General features: G+C 70.7%; 12 protein-coding genes. 8 read left to right on the top strand and 4 right to left on the bottom strand.

The genetic code is table 11. The features are described from left to right. The first annotated feature begins 82 nt into the window (after nt 1–82). The 8 genes from PS467_RS40545 to PS467_RS40510 all read left to right on the top strand — a co-directional run bounded on the left by PS467_RS40545 (nt 83) and on the right by PS467_RS40510 (nt 13,072). A complete protein-coding gene (locus PS467_RS40545; RefSeq protein WP_311039516.1) occupies nt 83–3,199 on the top strand; it encodes an alpha-mannosidase in 3,117 nt (1,038 codons plus the stop codon). 41 nt (nt 3,200–3,240) lie between these two features. Beyond that, nucleotides 3,241–4,545: an extracellular solute-binding protein gene (locus PS467_RS40540; RefSeq protein WP_311039515.1), complete on the top strand. Its 1,305-nt coding sequence runs from the start codon at nt 3,241–3,243 to the stop codon at nt 4,543–4,545. After that, nucleotides 4,542–5,495, top strand: coding sequence for a carbohydrate ABC transporter permease (locus tag PS467_RS40535; RefSeq protein WP_432280701.1), 954 nt, complete (start codon nt 4,542–4,544; stop codon nt 5,493–5,495). Before PS467_RS40540 ends, PS467_RS40535 begins: the two co-directional genes overlap by 4 nt. After that, nucleotides 5,495–6,364: a carbohydrate ABC transporter permease gene (locus tag PS467_RS40530; RefSeq protein ID WP_432280700.1), complete on the top strand. Its 870-nt coding sequence runs from the start codon at nt 5,495–5,497 to the stop codon at nt 6,362–6,364. Before PS467_RS40535 ends, PS467_RS40530 begins: the two co-directional genes overlap by 1 nt. A gap of 1 nt (nt 6,365) precedes the next feature. Further along, nucleotides 6,366–7,667 carry a glycoside hydrolase 5 family protein gene (locus tag PS467_RS40525; RefSeq protein ID WP_311039513.1) on the top strand — a complete coding sequence of 434 codons (1,302 nt, stop codon included), beginning with the start codon at nt 6,366–6,368 and terminating at the stop codon, nt 7,665–7,667. Continuing rightward, complete coding sequence (locus tag PS467_RS40520; protein ID WP_311039512.1) at nt 7,654–9,882, top strand: glycoside hydrolase family 3 protein; 2,229 nt, start codon at nt 7,654–7,656, stop codon at nt 9,880–9,882. The genes PS467_RS40525 and PS467_RS40520 overlap by 14 nt, the downstream gene beginning before the upstream one ends. 79 nt (nt 9,883–9,961) lie before the next feature. After that, entirely contained in the window at nt 9,962–12,631 is a 2,670-nt protein-coding gene (locus PS467_RS40515) for an endo-beta-N-acetylglucosaminidase (protein ID WP_311039511.1), read from the top strand. Nucleotides 12,632–12,850: 219 nt separating this feature from the next. Continuing rightward, a complete protein-coding gene (locus PS467_RS40510) occupies nt 12,851–13,072 on the top strand; it encodes a hypothetical protein (RefSeq protein ID WP_311039510.1) in 222 nt (73 codons plus the stop codon). On the opposite strand, the gene PS467_RS40505 is transcribed toward PS467_RS40510, so the two are convergent. From PS467_RS40505 to PS467_RS40490, 4 genes are all read right to left on the bottom strand, one after another. Continuing rightward, entirely contained in the window at nt 13,037–14,041 is a 1,005-nt protein-coding gene (locus PS467_RS40505) for an SDR family NAD(P)-dependent oxidoreductase (protein WP_311039509.1), read from the bottom strand. The two genes, PS467_RS40510 and PS467_RS40505, sit on opposite strands and share 36 nt — an antisense overlap. A gap of 205 nt (nt 14,042–14,246) precedes the next feature. Continuing rightward, nucleotides 14,247–16,469, bottom strand: a complete 2,223-nt coding sequence (locus PS467_RS40500) for a 2-dehydropantoate 2-reductase (protein WP_311039508.1) — start codon at nt 16,467–16,469, stop codon at nt 14,247–14,249. Next, nucleotides 16,466–17,290, bottom strand: coding sequence for an SDR family NAD(P)-dependent oxidoreductase (locus PS467_RS40495; RefSeq protein ID WP_311039507.1), 825 nt, complete (start codon nt 17,288–17,290; stop codon nt 16,466–16,468). The genes PS467_RS40500 and PS467_RS40495 overlap by 4 nt, the downstream gene beginning before the upstream one ends. Continuing rightward, a complete protein-coding gene (locus PS467_RS40490) occupies nt 17,290–18,600 on the bottom strand; it encodes an MFS transporter (protein ID WP_432280788.1) in 1,311 nt (436 codons plus the stop codon). Before PS467_RS40490 ends, PS467_RS40495 begins: the two co-directional genes overlap by 1 nt. Nucleotides 18,601–18,608 lie beyond the last annotated feature (8 nt).

The following is an 18,608-nucleotide window of genomic DNA, read 5'->3' as shown; positions in this document are numbered from 1 at the left end:
ACGTATTAGCCTGTGGCCACTTACGCCACTACTAAAACGTATTAGATGGCCTGTCGCTCCTCCGCCACGGAGAGAACCACGCATGCACAATCACTTCAGCAGGACGCTTGAGCGGCTCGACCGCGTACGCCGGGAACGGATCCTTCCGCAAGTCCACCGCCACCTGGGGGACGTTGAGATCGAGGCATGGGCGGTCGGGGACGACGGCGAGCCGGTGAGTCCCCGTCACGCGCTCGGGCTGGCGTCGGAGCCCGGCCGCAGCCGCCCCGACTACCGCCCCTTCGCGCTGGGCGACCCATGGGGGCCGGCGTGGTCCACGACGTGGTTCCGCGTCCGCGGCCAGGTCGAGCCCGGGACACCCGGACCGGTCGACCTGCTGCTCGACCTGGGCTGGTTCGACCACTCCGTCGGAGGCCACTGCGAGGGCTTGGTCTTCACCTCGGACGGCACCATCGTCAAGGGCCTGCACCCGCGGCAGACGGCGATCCGGCTCGCCGGAGGCGATGTCGACCCAGGGCTGCTCGACTCCGACGGCCGCTTCGTGCTCTACGTGGAGGCCGCGGCGAACCCGCTCCTGCTGGGCCTGCCGCCCTTCGTCGTCACCGAGCACGGCGAGAAGGGAGCGCGGGAGCCGTTCGACCAGTTCCGGCTGCGGCGCGCGGAGACCGCCGCGTTCTCGCCGGAGGTGCACGCCCTGCTGTCCGACCTGGACGTGGTCGGCGGCCTGGCCGCCGAACTCACCGAGGACGAGCCGCGCCACTGGCGGCTGCTCCGCGGGATCGAGCAGGCCCTCGACGTCTACGACGAGGCGGACGCCGAAGCCGGTGCCCGCCGGGCGCGCGCCGTTCTGGCGCCGCTTCTGGCCGCTCCCGCGCACTTCACCGCCCACCGGATCACCGCGGTGGGGCACGCGCACATGGACTCGGCGTGGCTGTGGCCACTGCGTGAGACGGTGCGCAAGCTCGCCCGGACCGTCTCCAACGCCCTCGCCCTGCTGGACGCGGACCCGGACCTCGTCTACACGATGTCGGCGGCGCAGCACTTCGCCTGGCTCGAGGAGCACTACCCCGAACTCTTCGCGCGGCTGCGGGACCATGTCGAGCGGGGGCGGCTGGTGCCCGTCGGTGGTATGTGGGTGGAGCCGGACGGCGTCATACCCACCGGCGAGTCCATGGTGCGCCAACTGACCTACGGCAAGCGGTACTTCCTCAGCCGCTTCGACATCGAGGCGCGGGAGGTGTGGCTGCCCGACTCGTTCGGCTACTCGGGCGCGCTGCCGCAGTTGGCACGCCGGGCCGGGGCCCGCTGGTTCCTGACCCAGAAGATCTCCTGGAACGACACCACGACCTTCCCGCACCACTCCTTCTGGTGGGAGGGCATCGACGGCACCCGGATCTTCACCCACTTCCCGCCCGCGGAGACCTATGCCGCCGAGGTCACGGCCCGCGAACTGCGCCACGCGGTCACCAACTTCAAGGACAAGGCGATCGCCTCGCACTCGCTGCTGCCCTACGGCTACGGCGACGGCGGTGGCGGCCCCACCCGGGAGATGGCCGAACGGCTGCGCCGCTTCGCCGACCTGGAGGGCGCGCCACGCGTGGTGTCCCGGACTCCCACGGAGTTCTTCGAGGACGCCGAGGCGGAGCTGCGCGAGGTCGAGTCGGCCGCGCCGCCGCTGGCCCCCGTCCACCGGGGAGAGCTGTACCTGGAGCTGCACCGGGGCACCCTGACGTCCCAGGTGGCGATGAAGCGGCACAACCGGCGCTGTGAGTCGCTGCTCCGGGCGGCCGAGTACCTCGGCGCCGCGGCCGCGGTCCTGCGGGGAGCGCCCTATCCGCGGGAGAGCCTCGACGAGATCTGGCGGACCGTGCTCCTGCACCAGTTCCACGACATCCTCCCGGGGACCTCGATCAGCTGGGTGCACCGCGAGGCCCGGGACACCTACGAGGCCACCGAGGCCCGCCTGCGCGAGCTCATCGACCAGGCCGCCGAGGCGCTCGGCACTCCGACGGCCGGGCAGCCGGCGGGGCCGCTCCCTCCGTTCGGGTCCGCGCGCGCCGCCGACGCGGCGGGGGAGCCGCGACCCGTCCGGGTCTCCGACGGGGAGGCCGGTGCCACCGTTCTGGACGACGGCCTGCTGCGGGTCGTCGTCGACGCCGACGGCCACGTCACCTCGCTGTACGACCTGCGCGGTGGCCGCGAGGTGGTGCCGCCCGGCGGGCGCGCGGGCGTACTGCAGCTGTTCCGCGACGAGCCGGTGCGGTGGGACGCGTGGGACGTGGACCGCCACGCCCTGCGGAACTTCCAGGTGGTCGACGACGTGACCAGCCGTACGGTGGTCCAGGACGGACCCGACGCCGGTGTCGAGGTCGTCCGGCGGTTCGGCGCGTCGACGGTCACGCTGACGATGTGGCTGAGGGCGGGCACCGGGCGGTTCGAGACGGAGTGCGAGGTCGACTGGCAGGAGCGTGAGCGGCTGCTCAAGGTCGCCCTGCCGGTCCACGTCATGGCCCGAACGGCGCGGTTCGAGACGCAGTACGGATACGTCGAGCGGCCGCTTGTGGTGAACACCGCGGCGGAGGACGCGATGTTCGAGGCCGCCATGCACCGCTACATACAGGTGGCCGACGCCGGCTTCGGCGTGGCCGTCCTCAATGACACCATGTACGGCGCCGACGCGCGCGCCGACCGCGACTCCACCGTGGTCCGGCTCTCGCTGCTGCGCGGCAGCCGCTTCCCCGACCCGGACGCCGACGCGGGCCGCCACCACTTCCGCTGGGCGCTGCTCCCCGGCGCCGACGTGCCCGCCACGGTGGAGGCCGCCGCCGCGTTCAACGCACCCGACCTCGCGGCGCTCCCGCCGCTGGAACCCCTCGTGGCGCTGGAGCCGCTGGCCGGCCACGCGATCGTCGACTGGGTCAAACTCGCCGACGACGGCTCGGGGGACCTCGTGGTGCGCGTCTACGAGACGCAGGGCAGCCCGGCACAGGCCCTGCTGCGACCCTGCGCGGAGCTCGGCGTGGACGCCGTCGTATGGGAGACCGATCTGCTGGAGCGCGAGCTTTCGACCGAGGGCGCCGTCGAGGACGACCTGCCCGCGGCGCTGCCGCGGACGCGGGCCGGCACCCGCCGTCCCGCCGACGGCGCCGCCTTGTATCTCGGCCCCTTCCAGGTGGCGACCCTGCGGATCGCCACCTGACACGAAGGCGCCACCAGACATCCCCTGTGAGGAGACAACGAATGAAGTCAGTGGGAAGACGGACCGCGTTCACCGCGGGGCTCGCTGCCGGATCGTTGATGCTGTCCGCCTGCGTCACCGGCGGTGGCGGCGGCGGCTCGACGGGCACGTCATCGGACGGAAAGCTGTCCGGCAAGATCACCTTCCAGACGTGGAACCTGAAGAACGACAAGTTCACCCCGTACTTCAACGACCTCATCGCCGCGTTCGAGAAGGCCCACCCGGGCACCGACATCACATGGGTGGACCAGCCCGCCGAGGGCTACCAGGACAAGCTGTCGGCGGACGCCGCGGCGGGCTCCCTCCCCGATGTCGTCGACATGGGGCCGGAGGCCGCCTACACCCTGGCGCAGGCGGGCGTACTGCTCGACCTCAACAAGACCGACGCGGAGGCCAAGCGCGCGTACCTGGGCAAGGCATGGGAGGCCATGACGTTCAAGGGTCTGGGCGGCGGCACGTACGGTTACCCGTGGTACCTGAACACGGGGCCGTCGTTCTTCAACAAGGCCCTGTTCAAGAAGTGCGGGCTGAACCCCGACAAGCTGCCCGCGAACTACGACGAGCTGTTCGACCAGGCGGAAACCATGGCCGAGAACTGCTCGGACACCATGATGATCGCCAGGATGCCCGCCATCGAGACCTTCGGCGAGTACGGCGTGCCGCTCATGGACAAGCGCGGCGAGAAGTTCACGTACAACGACGCCAAGGGCGTGGAGTACGTCGAGCGGTTCCGCAAGCTGTACGCCAAGAAGGGCATGGACGAGGAAGCGCTGAACAACCTTCAGACGAAGGAGGCCGAGGAGTTCAAGGCGGGCCACGTGGCCTATCTGCCCGGCAGCTCCTACACGCTGGGCGACCTCAAGGCCACCGCGCCCGAGGTCTACAAGAATCTGGGCATCGGGCCGCGGATCAGCAACAGCGCTCCCAACATGTACATCGAGTCCCTGGTCGTCAACGCGGGCAGCAAGAACCAGGCCCTGGCCAGCGCCTTCGCCAAGTATGTGACGAACTCCGCCCATCAGCTCTCCTTCGCCAAGAAGGCGTCGGTCTTCCCCTCGTCGGCCGGGACACTGGACGACCCGTACTTCACCAAGGACGACGGGGACCTCGCCACCGAGGTGCGGCTGGAGAGCGCCGAACAGGTGAAGAAGGCGGTCGTGTGGTGGCCGCCGGCGTTCTCCGGGGCGGCCGACAGCCAGACGCTGCGTGAGCAGATAGCCCAGGCGCTGCTGGGCAAGAAGTCGGCGAAGAAGGCGCTGGACGACTCCGTCCGGTACTCCAACGAGCGCCTGGACGCGGACAAGTGACGCTCTCCGTTCAGCGTGGGACCCCCCTGAAGCGAGGCGGCCGCCGGCCTCGCCGCGGGGGGACCGTCCTGGCAACGCATCGCTGGATCCTGACCCCGTGGCTGTTTCTGCTGCCCGCGCTGACCGTCATCGTGCTCATGGTCATGGTGCCGTTCGCGAACACGCTGGGACTGGCCTTCACGGACTCGACGCTGCTGCGGCAGGGGCAGTTCGTCGGCTGGGAGAACTTCCAGCGGATGTTCGACGACGAGCGCTTCACCACGGCCCTGCTGAACTCCACGCTCTACACCGTGTGCGTGGTGCCCTGCGTGGTGGTCCTCCCGCTCATCCTCGCCACGCTGGTGAGCGGAGCGGGACGGCTTTCGGGTTTCTTCCGCACCACCATGTATCTGCCCGTCGTCATGTCGCCGGTCGTCGTCGGGCTGATCTGGACGAACATGCTCGACAAGCGGGGCCTGGTCAACGCGCTGTTCAGCACGCTCCACATGGTCGCCGGGCCCGTGCCTTTCCTCAGCGACCGGTGGCTGCTGCTCTTCAGCGCGATGTTCGTGACGGTGTGGACCGGCCTGGGCTACTACATGGTCATCTACCTCGCGGCCCTGGCCAACATCGATCAGAGCCTGTACGACGCGGCGGCCATGGACGGCGCCGGCGTGGTGCGCACCTTCCTCAACGTCACGGTTCCCGGGGTGCGCTCGACGATGACACTTATCGCCGTGCTGTCCTCCGTGGCGGCCTTCCGGGTGTTCGGTGAGATCTATGTCCTCACCGGCGGCACCGGAGGAGTGGGGGGAGGCGATCTCACCATGACCATGCTGATCCAGCGCGAGGGCACGGGGCTGCAGGCGCGCACCGGATACGCGGGCGCGATCAGTCTCTTCATGTTCGTGGTCCTCGGCGCGCTGCTGCTGGTGCAACTCGCCATGCAGCGGAAGCAGAGGAGTTCCTGATGGCTCATCCCTCCCCACGCGCGCACCCCACGGCCGCCCGGCGGCGCAGGGCCCGGCCGGGCTCCGTGGCGCGCTATCTCGCCCTCCTGCTCATGGTCGTGCTCCTGGCGGGACCGCTGGTGTGGCAGCTCTCGCTGTCGCTCAAAGGCGCCGGCGAACCCCTGTACACCCGGCCGCCCCAGCTGATCCCCGAACATCCCACGCTCGACCACTTCGCCACGGTGCTCGACCGCGTCCCCGTGCCGCGCTATCTGCTGAACTCCCTGGCGGTGGCGGCCATGGCCGTGGTTGGCAACGTTGTCGGAGCCACCTGCGCCGGCTATGCGCTGGGCAAGCTGCGCTTCCGCGGCAGAGGCCTGGCGACCGCGGTCGTCGTGGCCGCCCTGCTGGTCCCCTCCGAGACCGTCCTGATCGCGCAGTTCCTCACGATCAGGACCGCCGGGCTGGTGAACACGCTGTTCGGGGTCGTCCTGCCGACCCTGGTGGCGGCGCTGAACGTGATGCTGATGCGCAACGCCTTCCGCAACCTTCCCGCGGAGTTCGAAGAGGCCGCCATCGTCGACGGCGCCAACGCCTGGCAGCGGTTCATCCGGGTTTCCGTGCCCCAGGTCAAGGGCGTGATCACGGTGGTTGCGATCTTCGCCTTCGTCGGCTCGTGGAATGACTTCCTCTGGCCCCTGATCGTCCTGTCGGACGAGCAGAACTACACCCTCACCGTCGGCCTGAACCGGTTGCACGGCACCTTCTACGACGATCCGCGCCTCATCGCGGCCGGCACCATCATCGCCCTGGTTCCCATTGTGGTGTTCTTCGCCGTCTTGCAGCGCTACTTCTTCCGCGGGCTGGAAGCCGGCGGCCTGAAAGGTTGACATGCTGAGATTCGGAGTCAACTACACGCCTTCTCAGGACTGGTTCTACTCCTGGCTGGCCCCCGACCGGGAGGTCACCCGTCGCGATATGAAGGCCCTCGCCGGCCTGGGCATCGACCACGTACGCATCCTTCCGATGTGGCCCGTGGTGCAGCCGAACAGGACCCTGATCCGCCGCCGCGCCCTCCAGGACATCCGCCAGGTCGTGGAGATCGCCGGGGAGGCCGGTCTCGACGCCGCTGTCGACGTCCTCCAGGGACACCTGTCCGGCTTCGACTTCGTGCCGAGCTGGCTGGCGAACTGGCACCGGCGCAGCATGTTCAGCGACCCCGATGCCATCGCCGCCCAGGCGCTGCTGGTCGAGGCGTTCGACGAGCACCTGCACGACCTGCCCAACTTCCTCGGACTGACGCTGGGCAACGAGGTCAACCAGTTCACCTCGGCGGTGCACCCCAACCGGATGCCCGCCACGACACAGCAGGTGACGTCCTGGCTGGAGGCCCTGCACGGCACCGGGCCGCGCGACCCCCGCCACTTCAGGCTCAACGCCGAATACGACGCCGTCTGGTACGCCGACGACCACGCCTTCGTCCCGGCCCACTCCAGCCGGCACGGCCAGATGAGCGTGGTGCACTCGTGGATCTTCAACGGGACCGCGCAGGGCTACGGCGCCATGTCCCACGAGAGCGTTCACCACGCCGCGTACCTGATCGAGCTGTCACGCGCCTTCGCCCTCGACCCGGCGCGCCCGGTGTGGCTCCAGGAGGTCGGGGCCCCGCTGAACCACCTCACCGAGGACCAGGCGCCGGACTTCTGCGAGCAGACGGTCCGGGCGGCGGCCGACAGCGAAGCGCTGTGGGGAGTCACCTGGTGGTGCTCCCACGACGTGGAACGCCGGCTCGGGGATTTCCCGGAGCTGGAGCACAGCCTGGGCCTCATCGACGCCGATGGCCGGGTGAAGCCGATCGGACGGCGCTTCGCCGCGCTCGCCGAGGAGCTCCGTGACCGGCCCCGTCCCGCGCCTCGCCGAGAGGCCGTCGTGATCCCGGTCGACGACGAGGACATCCCCGTCTCCCGCGCCGAACTGTCCCCGGGCGGCGGCGTGTTCGAGGCGTGGATGCGAGGTGCCCGGGGCGGGGCGCGCCCCGCCCTCGTCACCTCCGCCACCGCCGCCGACCCGGGCGCGCTCAGCGCGCGCGGAATCGAATCCCTCGTCCACGCCGAGCCGACCGGGCGCACCTTCTACAGCTCGGTCAGCGACGCGGACGTACTCAACCGGACTCACACCCATGCCGAAGACTGAACACGCGCAGGGCCCCACGCCCGCCGCCGTCGAACGCGTCCTCACCCAGCTGTCCCCGCGCGAGAAGGTCGGCCAGCTCAACCAGCGGCTGTACGGCTGGCAGGCCGTCGAGCGCGCCCCCCGGGGCGGCTTCCGGCTCACCGACCGGGCCCGCGCCGAGATCGACCGATGGGGCGGCCTCGGGGCGCTGTACGGGCTGTTCCGCGCCGATGCCTGGTCGGGCCGTTCGTGGGCCGACGGCATCCGCCCCGAGGAGCGCGCCGAGGTCGCGGCGCTGGTCCAGGGGGAAGTGGTACGGGCCGGCCGTCACCGGATCGGGGTGCTGCTCTCAGAGGAGGCACCCCACGGCCACCAGGCCCTCGGCGGGACGCTGCTGCCCACGAACCTGGCCGTCGCCGCGGGCTGGGATCCCGCCGCGCTGACCGAGGCGGCGGCGGCCGTGGCCGCCGAACTCGCGGCGAGCGGGGTGCATCTGGCGCTGGTCTCGGCGCTCGACCTGCTGCGCGACCCGCGCTGGGGGCGGGCCGAGGAGTGCTTCGGCGAAGACCCGCTGCTGGCCGCCGAACTCACCCGCGCCGTGGTGACCGGAATGCAGGGCGGGCCCGGTGGCGCGCGGGGCGCCGGTAGCGTCGCCGTGGTGCTCAAACACCTGGCGGGCCAGGGCGAGGCGGTCGGCGGACGCAACGGCCAGTCCGCCGTCATCGGCCGCCGCGACCTGCACGAACTGCATCTGCCGAGCGTCCGGGCGGCGGTGGAGGCGGGGGCGCTGGGCTTCATGGCCGCCTACAACGACATCGACGGCGTGCCGTGCTGCGCCAACCGCGAGCTGCTCACCGGCTTCCTGCGCGCCGAGTGCGGGTTCGACGGCATCGTGATGGCGGACGGCCTGGCCGTGGACCGCCTGGTCGCGATGGCCGGCAGCCCGACGGCCGCGGCCGTGGCCGCCCTCGAGGCGGGCGTGGATCTCTCGCTGTGGGACGAGTCCTTCGCGCTGCTGGAGTCGGCCGCCGCCCAGGACACTCGGGTGGCCGAGCTCGTCGACGCCGCCTGCCGCCGGGTGCTCACCCTCAAACACCGCCTGGGCCTCCTGCCCGAGGAGGCGACCGGCGCCGAAGAGAAGGCCCCGCCGGCCGGACGGGAGCGGCTCGAGCCGGCGTTCCGCGCGACGGACCGGCTGTCCCGGCGCCTGGCCCGGCAGTCCCTGGTCCTGCTGCACAACCCGGACCGGCTGCTGCCGCTGGCCCCGCGCTCCCTCACCAAGGTCGTGCTCGCCGGCCCCAACGCCCGCGAGGTCACCGCGATGCTGGGCGACTACGTGCCGCCACTTGCCGAGCGGTCGGCCGTACCGCTGGAACACGCGCTGCGCCAGGCGCTGCCCCAGGCCGAGATCGTATGCCCGCGGGGCCTGCCCTCGCAGGCCGACCTGAGCGGCGCCGATGTCGTGATCCTCGCCCTCGGCGGCACCAGCCACCGCGCGTACGACGACGGCTTCGCCGCCAACGGGGCCGTCGTGGGCCCCGCCTCCGTGGCGACCGCGGGAGAGGGCGTCGACCTCGCGGACGTGTCCCTGCCCGGAGGCCAGGACGACCTGGTGGCCGCCGTGCGCGCCCGGTCCGACTGCCCCGTCGTCGCGGTGGTCATCGCGGGCCGGCCGCATGTGCTCACCACCGTGACGGACCACGCGGACGCCGTGCTGTGGGCCGGTTACCCCGGCCCGCACGGCGCCGAGGCCATCAGCGACGCGCTCCTCGGCGGCTGTGAACCGGTGGGCCTGCTGCCGTTCACCGCGCCCCGCCACCCCGGCGCGGTGCCGGTGCGCTACAACGACCGCCACACGGCCGTCGGCGTCTACCGGGACGCGCCCGACCCCGTGCTGTTCCCCTTCGGATTCGGGCTGCGCTACACCAGCGTCGGATTCGACCGCCTCACCGCGGAGGTGTCCGGGCGATCGGTACGCGTCGAGGTGGACGTCTCCAACCCCGCCCCCACCGAAGCCGAGGTCATCACGCCGCTGTTCGGTCACCGCACCGGCGGGACGGTGCTGCCCCGGCGCCGCGAACTGCTCGCCTTCCGCCGGGTCACCGTCCCGCCGCGCACCCGCGTCACCGTCGCCTGGGACCTGCCCGCCGAGCGCTGCTTCGCCGAGGGCGCGACCGCCGCCCAGGCCCGCACCGAGCTGTACGTGATGGATCAGCGCACCACGATCCGTCCGTAAGCCGCCCCTCTGGCCGACACCACCCAGCTGGTCGGCCCCGCCCCCAGGCCGGACCACATGAGAGAAAGGGACGAAAGGCATGGCACGATCACACGGCGCCAGAAGACGGGCCTCGGCCCGTGCACGTACCAGTGTCCTGGCAGCGGCACTGGCCCTGACCCTGGGCGCCGGCACCGCTCTGGCCAGTGACACCCTCCCCTGGACGGGAGAGAGCGCCGTCGGAGCCAACCAGCCCTACCAGCACGGCTACTCCCCCACCGATCTGCTGCGGTGGAACCCGGCGGATGACACCGACGCCGAGTTGCTGCGCGCCAAGGTGCCGCTGCAGACCCGTATCGCCCCCAATGCCACGACCCAGCGCAACCCGGCGCTGCCCGCCGACACCCAGCAGCTCACCCTCGCGGGCGACTACGGCAACGCCTTCTTCGAGAGCCACCCGTACACCAACGAGTTCAGTCAGTACCTCTTCAACTACTGGCAGTACTCCGATGTGTACGCCTCCTGGCACGGCATGCCCACCGAGGGCGTGCCCGTGGACTACTACGACCCCAACCTCGACTGGAAGGAGAAGTGGTTCGAGTTCGGGGCGGTCAACCTGCCCAATCCCGGCTACACCAACGCCGCCCACGCGAACGGCGTGCGGTCGCTGGGCTGCATCTTCTTCTCCCCGAACGACCGTGGCGACCAGACGTACTCCGAACTGCTCGTCCGGGACGCCGCCGGCGACTTCCCCGCCGCCGCGAAGCTCGTCGAGGTCGCCAGGTACTACGGCTTCGACGGCTACTTCTTCAACCAGGAGGACGCGGTCGCCGCGGCCGACATCCCCACCTTCAAGCGCTTCCTCAAGCAGCTGCGCGACGGCGGCCTGTATGTGCAGTGGTACGACTCCATCGACAACGCCACGGGCCGGGTTTCGTACCAGAACGAGTTCAACGCGGTCAACGCCCCGTTCGTCCGGGACGAGGCCGAGGGTGATGTGTCCGACTCGGTCTTCCTCAACTACTGGTGGGACAAGTCCAAGCTCACCCGGTCCAAGAGCTATGCGGAGAGCCTGGGCCTCAACCCCCGCAGACGCGTCTTCGCCGGTGTAGAGGCGGGCATGTACCAGTTCGACCAGCCGTACCACCTCGACGACAACCTCGGCGCCGACGGCGCGCCCATGAACGCCATCGCCACGCTCGGCGCCGACTTCGTCTCCTCCGACTACGCGGACAAGACCGACGACACGGCCCAGTCGGCGGTCTTCGACCGGGAACGCCGCTGGTGGACCGGCTCGTCCCAGGGGTCCACCACGCCTGAGGGCAGCTGGAAGGGCATCTCGAAGTACATCGCCGAGCGCTCGGTCATCAAGGGGAGCACCTTCGCGACGTCCTTCAACACCGGACACGGCCTGTCGACCTGGAGCGGCGGCAAGCTCTCCAACGACGCCGAATGGGGCAACATCAACCTCCAGGACATCCCGGTGACCTGGCAGTGGTGGATCGACGCCGCGAGCTCGCCGCTCAAGGCCGACTTCGACTACGGCCCCAAGTACACGCCCGCGGGCCGCTTCTCCTACCAGAAGATCGGGGCCTACGACGGGGGCAGCTCGCTGGTGCTCAGCGGCAGGCTCGACAGCGACAACACCGTACGCCTCTACAAGACCGACCTGAGCGTCAAGGCGAAGTCGTCCCTCTCCCTGACGTACAACAAGCCCTCGGCGGACGATGACTCCCAGCTCCGGCTCGCGCTGGTGCTGGCCTCCGACCCGAGCAAGGTGGTGCAGGTGCCGCTGTCCGGCTCCGGTCAACGCACCGAGGGCTGGACCACCGTGTCCGCCGACCTGTCGAAGTACGCCGGTGAGCACATCGCCTCACTGGGCCTCGTGGTCGCCGCCGGGGCACAGCCGATCGAGAACTACCAGGTCAACCTGGGTGCCCTGGCCCTGCACGACGGCGTCGACCGCACCCCGGCCAAGCCCGAGAAGCTGCGCATCGACCAGTTGCTGCCGGGCAGCGACGAGCTGTTCCTGTCCTGGCACCGAAGCGACTACGACACGGTCCGCCGCTACGACGTCTATCTCGACGACACCTACCTCGGTGGCATCTACGACGACGTCTACTACGTCAAGCGGTTCACCGCCACATCAGGGACGATCAAGCTCGTCGCGGTCGGCCCCGACGGATCCCGGAGCAAGCCCGCGACCGTGTCCTTCGATCTGTCCTCGGCCCCGGCCGGCCTGACGGCCAAGGCAGGCTCCGACGGGATGCTGAAGGCGACATGGTCCCCGAGGCAGACCGGCCGGCCGGTCACGCTGGAGGTCCGCAGCCTCGACACTGCCAACCCCTTCACCAAGAAGGTCACGGTGACCGGTCAGCAGACGAGCGCGACCCTGACCGGCGTACCCGTCAACGGGGACGAATACCTTCTGACCGCGAAAACCGAGAACGGCACGGCCACAGGTGTACGCGGCACCTTCGCCGACACCGAGATCAGCCCCTACCCCGCCACCGCCGTCAAGATATCGGGCAACACCTTCACCTTCTCCCGTCCAACACTTGCCGACTGGCATACCCTGACCGTCCTGGAGAACGGTCAGCCCAAGTCGTTCGCCACGACGTACGGGTCGGGCAACAAGCCGTACATCGTCCGCGGCCGTACCACCCGCCCGGCGATGACAGTGACCATGGCCGGCTCCACCAGCAAGGTCGTCGCCGTGCTGGAGGACTACGCCGGGAACAAGGCCACGACGGTGCTGCGCGGCAACTAGACCGCGTAGCGGACAACGCGAAAGACGGCCTGCCCGCGTGCGGCGATCGAGACTCGCGCGGGCAGGCCGAGGACGCCGCGCCTGACACGACATGTGCCGGGCGCTCCCTCATTCCTGGTGGCCGACGGTCGCGAAGACGCCGGGTTCCTTCTGTTCGGCGCCTGGCCGTCAGCCTGAGCTTGTTGCCAGCACAAGCCAGCACCGCCCATGGCGGTGGCGATGACGTTCCCCTGGCTCTGGCGGTTGGCGAACGCCTCATTGCGGACCTTGCTGATCTGCCCGCCCCTGGAACGTCCGAGGAGAGCAGCCATCCGCACGGTCATCACCCAGCGCTCGCACGGCCTGCCGCTCCACCTGGACCTGGCGGAGTGGCGGGCCGAACTGGCCGCCTGGGCCGGCGCCGGGTCAGCGCGTCGTCGCGAGGTGGCCGTCCACGAGTGAGAGGCTGCGGGCGCGCAGGGTCGCCCTGGCCTGTTCGTCGTAGGCCTGGTCGTTCGCGCGGGCGGGTCGGAGGCGGTCGAAGAACTGGCCGGTGGTGTCTTCGAGGGCGGGGTCGACGGCGAGCCCGCGGGTGGCCTCGGCTCCCGAGTCGAGGGTGTCGGCGGTGACGCCGATCTCGGACAGGACGATTTTGGTCGGCATGTAGCTGCCGGGGTGCAGGCAGGTGGCGGTCAGCTCGGTGGGCGCGAACCGTCCGCCGAGGTCGAAGCAGTGCATGATCTGCGCGAGCTTGCTCTGGCCGTAGGCGCGCGTACCTGAGTAGCCGCGTTCGAGCATGAGGTCGTCGAAGTCGAGCGGGTGCTGGCCCAGGGAAGAGACGTGGACGACGCGGGCGGCGTGCTGCGTGGTCGTGGAGGCCCGCAGGAGCGGGAGCAGGTTCTCGGTGAGCAGGAAGGTCGCCAGGTAGTTCACCGCGAAGCGCAGCTCATGGCCGTCGCGGCTGGTGCGGCGCTCGCGTCCGTCGGGCTCGCCGGAGCCGATGCCCGCGTTGTTCACGAGCACGTCGAGGGTGTCGACGCTGTCGGCGATGGTATCGGCCGGCCCGGCCACCTGGTCGAGGCCGGACAGGTCGGCGGTCGCGGTGACAGGTGCGGTGGCGCCGGACTCGAGGACCTCGGCGAGGAGCCGCTCGAGCTTGGCGGGGTCGCGGCCGTGCAGGACGAGTCGGACGTCGTCCTCGGTCGCGAGGCGCAGGGCGAGGGCGCGGCCGAGGCCGTCGGTGGCGGCGTGCCTTCGCCTCCCATGCCCCCCGAGTGACCACTGACTTTGGGCGGGCGCGCGGCTCCCCTGGCGCTTCGCGGAGAACGTTCCGTTCATCACCGAGGCGGTGGACGCCATGAGCCGGCCCGGCGTGGACTGGCCGGTGGCGCATTCGGCGGCGATCACCCGGTACGCGGGCCAGGGCAGCACGGCCCCGGGACGGTGTCCCGGGGCTTGGCCGGCTGGAGCGGCGGCAGCGTGCTGCGCAGGTTTTCCGGATCCGCTCCACGTCGCGGGCGGTGCCGCGTGCACCGCATCTTGTGTACCGATCTCATGCGAGCTGCGCCGTGCAAGAGCACTTCGCCTGCCAGGCGGGCGGTCCGGTGCGGGGCTGCGTCCTGCCGCGGGCCGGATGTCACTTTCCGGCGAGTGTGGTGAGGATGGTGGCGGTCAACGCGGCCTGGGTGACCATGCCGGACACAGAGGTGCTCTCCGAGCGGGCGTGTGCGCCGTGGCCGACCGCTCCGATGCCGTCCAGGACCGGTACACCGGCTGCCGCGAGGAAGTTGCCGTCGCTCGCTCCGCCGACGGACGCCTCCGCGAGGTCGTGTCCGAGCCGTCGGGCGCAGGTCTTCGCCAGGTGCGCGAGGTCCGCGACGGGTTCGCTGCGTTCGAAGACGGGGCGGTTCCAGTCTCCGGTGATCTCAAGGCGGGTGCGGGGGTCGACGGGGCGGAGTTCCGCGAGGGCCTGTGTGATGCGCTGCTGTTCGGGGGCGGTGGCCACGCGGATGTCCAGGTGTGCGCCGGCGCGGCCGGCCGTGACGTTGCTGCGCGTGCCTCCTTCGATCACTCCGATGTTGAGGGTGGTTCCGGCCGCGTGGTCGCGGAGTTCCGTCAAGCGCAGGATCTGGTGAGCGAGTTCGTCGACGGCGCTGGCTCCGGCGGTGGGGTCCAGTCCCGCGTGGGCCTCGGTGCCGATGACCGTCAGGGTGAACAGGCCCACGCCTTTGCGGGCGGTCTTGATGGCGCCGTCGGCCGCGCCTTCGAAGACCATGGCGAGTCGGCAGTCGCGGCCCGCCTCGACGATCGCCTCGTGGGAGGCGAGGCTTCCGGTCTCCTCGTCGCCGTTGAGCACGAGGGTGACGGCCGGTCGGGGCAGGCCGAGCGCGTGGAGGGCGCGCAGAGCCCAGACCGCCTGGACGAGGCCGGCCTTCATGTCGAAGACGCCGGGTCCGCTGATGGCGTCGCCTTCGCGGTGGAAGGGCCAGGTGTCCAGAGTGCCGGTCGGCCAGACGGTGTCGTAGTGTCCCACCAGCATGACCGGGCGCTGGTCGGCCGCGGTGGCGTCGTGCGCCGGGTACCGGCGGATCATGATGTCGCCGGCCTCGGCGCGCGGGAGGATCTCTTCCGTGTCCGGGGCTCCGAGCCGCTGGTCGAGCCAGTCGCGCAGCCAGGCGAGACAGGCGTCGAGGGCGTCCAGGTCGTCGCTGGCGCTGCCCTGGGCGGTGTAGGCGGCCAGGTCGGCGACCATGTCTTCGCGGTGGTGTGCCAGCCAGCGCCGGACGGGCGCGGTCTGTTCGTCGGCGGGGATGTGCCGGGGCGTCGGCTGCCCGGTGAGCCGGTCGAGTGCGTCGAGTCGCTCTTCGGACATCTTCTGCGGTGTGCCTTCCAGCTCGCGCAGTCCGTCCATGACGGTCCGCAGGAGGGCTGTGGGCAGCCCCATCTGGGTGGCGTACGCGATGACGTCGCTGTAGTGGGTGGTGACTTCGACGGGGCGGTGGCGTACGGCCAGGTCACGCCAGATGCCGCTGCGGTCCTTGGTCTGGGTGCGCAGCCAGGCGGTGAGACGGTCGAAGGCGGCGTCGCGTGCCGTGGCGTCCGCGCCGTGCCGGAAGGGGTGGGGGTCGAAGGCGTCGAACGCCTGGAGAGTGACGCCGCGCTGGTCGGCTACGGCGAATATCTCCGCCGTGAGCCCGGCCATGGCGGGGCGGTGGCGGTCGATCAGGTCAGCCATGGGCGCGTCGGCGAGGGCGGTGGCGGCGAGCATCGCGCCGAATCCCGCCTTGGCCCACAGGTAGCCCTCGATGTTGTCGCCGGCCCGAGCGGGGCCCCAGCTCTGCAGGTCGGCGACCAGGTCGCGGACGCGTGCGCTGAGGGGGGCGCCGTTGGGCTCGCCGATGACCAGGGCTCCCGCGCCGCCGTCCTGGACCACTCCCGGTTCGATGACGTCGGCGAAGATGTTGACGAAGGCCGCCACGGTGCGGTGAGCGCCGACGTGTTGGGCGATCAGGTCCTCGTTGAAACCGTTCTGCACCGAGACGACGTACCCGTCCGGGTCCAGGCGGGGAGCGATCCAGTCGACCGCGCTCTTGGTGGCCTGAGCCTTCACTGCCAGCAGGACGCGCTGTAGCCGGCCGGTGAACGTGTCGGGGGTGGTGGCGGTCACCGGGACGCTGGTTCGGCCGTCGCCCTGGGCGAGGACGAGTCCGTGCGCGCGGATGGCGTCGACGTGCTCACGGTCGGTGTCGACGAGGGTGACGGGGTGGCCCGCGCGGGCGAGGGCGAAGGCGAGAGTACCGCCGATCGCTCCCGCGCCGACGATGGTGTAGGCGGCTCGTTCCGGGCTGGTGTCGCTCATCGGGCGTGTTCCTCTGTCGTGGGGACGGCCGCCACGGGTGCGGGGGCCGCGGTGGCGCGGGTGTCGTCGGACTGCCAGATCCGGGGAAGGTGGAGGGCTCCGGTGCTCGACCCGCCGTCGACGCGGAGGACCTCCCCCGTGATCCAGGAGGCGTCGGGTCCCGCGAGCCAGCACACGGCGCGGGCGATGTCCTCGGGCGTTCCGGGGCGGCCCAGCGGGTTGACGCTGATGGCCTTGGCGTACTCGGCGGAGACGGGATTGCAGTCGCTGTCGACCAGGACGAAGCCGGGGCTGACCGCGTTGACGCGGATGGCGTGTCCGCCCAGTTCGAGGGCGGCGGCCCGGGTGGCCATTTCGAGGGCCGCCTTCGAGCTGGCGTACGGTCCGCCCCCCGGGCGTGAGCGCAGGGCCGAGCCGGAGGAGATGTTGACGACGCAGCCGGGCCGGCCTTCCGCCATGGCGAGGCGGGCGAGTGCCGCGGTCGTCAGGACGGGGGCGCGCGCGTTGACGGCGAACAGCCGGTCCCAGGCGGCCGCGTCGACGTCGGCCATGTCCAGGGAGGGGTAGATGCCCGCCGCGTTGACCAGGACGTCCACCGGACCGTGCGCCGCCCAGGACTCTTGGACGAGGGCGGTCGCCGCGCCGGGATCGGTCAGGTCGGCGGCCCGGGTCGCGGCGCTCGTGCCGAAGCGGGAGGCGGTGGCCCGGAGTGCGTCGTGGTCGCGGTCGGTGAGCGTCAGGAACGCACCCTGGCCGGCGAACGCCTCGGCGGTCGCGCTGCCGATACCGCCCGCGGCGCCGGTGATGAGAACGTGCCGCATCACGTGAAGTCCTTGTCCTTGGTCTCGGGCATGGTGAGGTAGACGACGAGGGAGATCAGCGATGCCGCGCACACGTAGATCCACAGCAGGTCGCTGTGGCCGCTCTCGTGCATCCACGTCGTGATGTACGGCGCCGTGCCGCCGAAGACGGCGACGGCCAGTGCGTAGGGCAGGGCGATGCCGGTGGCCCGGACCTCCGCGGGGAACTGCTCGGCCATGATGACGGCGCAGTTGGCGGAGTAGCCGAGGATGAGCAGCATGCCCACGAGCTGGACCAGGAACAGGCTCAGGAAGCTGTTGCCGAGCAGGTGCAGCAGCGGCCAGGCCAGGACGACGAACCCGCCGGCGAAGCCGGCCATCGTCGGCTTGCGTCCGATCCGGTCCGAGAGCACTCCGGCGAAGGGCAGCGCGACCACGAAGACGATCAGGCACAGGGTCTGGGAGAGCAGTGCCGTCTTCAGCGGGATGCCGGTGGTCAGATTCGCGTACGTGGGCAGGTAGTTGACCCAGATGTAGTAGGTGAGCGTGCCGGCGATCGTGATGCCGGCGACGCGCAGGGTGGCTGCCGGATGCTCGACGAGCATCGCCTTGACGGGATTGCTGCGGGTGCGGCCGCTGCCCTGGGTCCGAGCGAAGGACTCGGTGTCCTCGACTGAGACGCGCAGCCACAGACCCACCAGTCCCAGCAGTCCTCCGAAGACGAACGCGACGCGCCAGCCCCAGGAGTGCAGCGCCCCGTCGCTGAGCGCCGAGGTGGTGAGGGTGCCCAGGAGGGAGGCGATCAGGACACCGCCGGCGACCGACACCTGCTGCCAGGACCCGGCGAAGGCCCGGCGGCCCCGGGCTGCGGACTCGACGAGGAAGGCGGAGGACGAACCGAACTCGCCGCCGGCGGAGAAGCCCTGCACCAGGCGGGCGATGAGCAGGAGCAGCGGCGAGAGGACACCGATCTGCTCGTAGGAGGGGGTGATGGCGATCACGAAGCCGGCTCCCGCCATCAGGGCCACGGTGAGCGTCATGCCCTTCTTGCGGCCGTGGCGGTCGGCGTAGGCGCCGAGCACGGCGGCACCGACCGGGCGCATGACGAACCCGACCGCGAACACGGCGAGAGTCGACAGCAGGGCGACCGCGCCGTCCCCCTTGGGGAAGAACTCATCCGCGATGATCTTCGCGAAGATCGAGTACAGCGCCCAGTCCACCCACTCGACGGTGTTGCCGATGGTGCCTGCGACGATGGCCTTGCGCTGAGTGGCACGCAGTTTCCCCGGGGCGGACACGCCGCCCTCTTCTTTCCGGGACCCGGCGGACATGGCAGATC

The organism is Streptomyces luomodiensis, from assembly GCF_031679605.1.
GTDB lineage: Bacteria > Actinomycetota > Actinomycetes > Streptomycetales > Streptomycetaceae > Streptomyces > Streptomyces luomodiensis.
The sequence above is the reverse complement of the archived record's forward strand: the minus strand, read 5'-3'. Positions and strand labels throughout refer to the sequence as shown.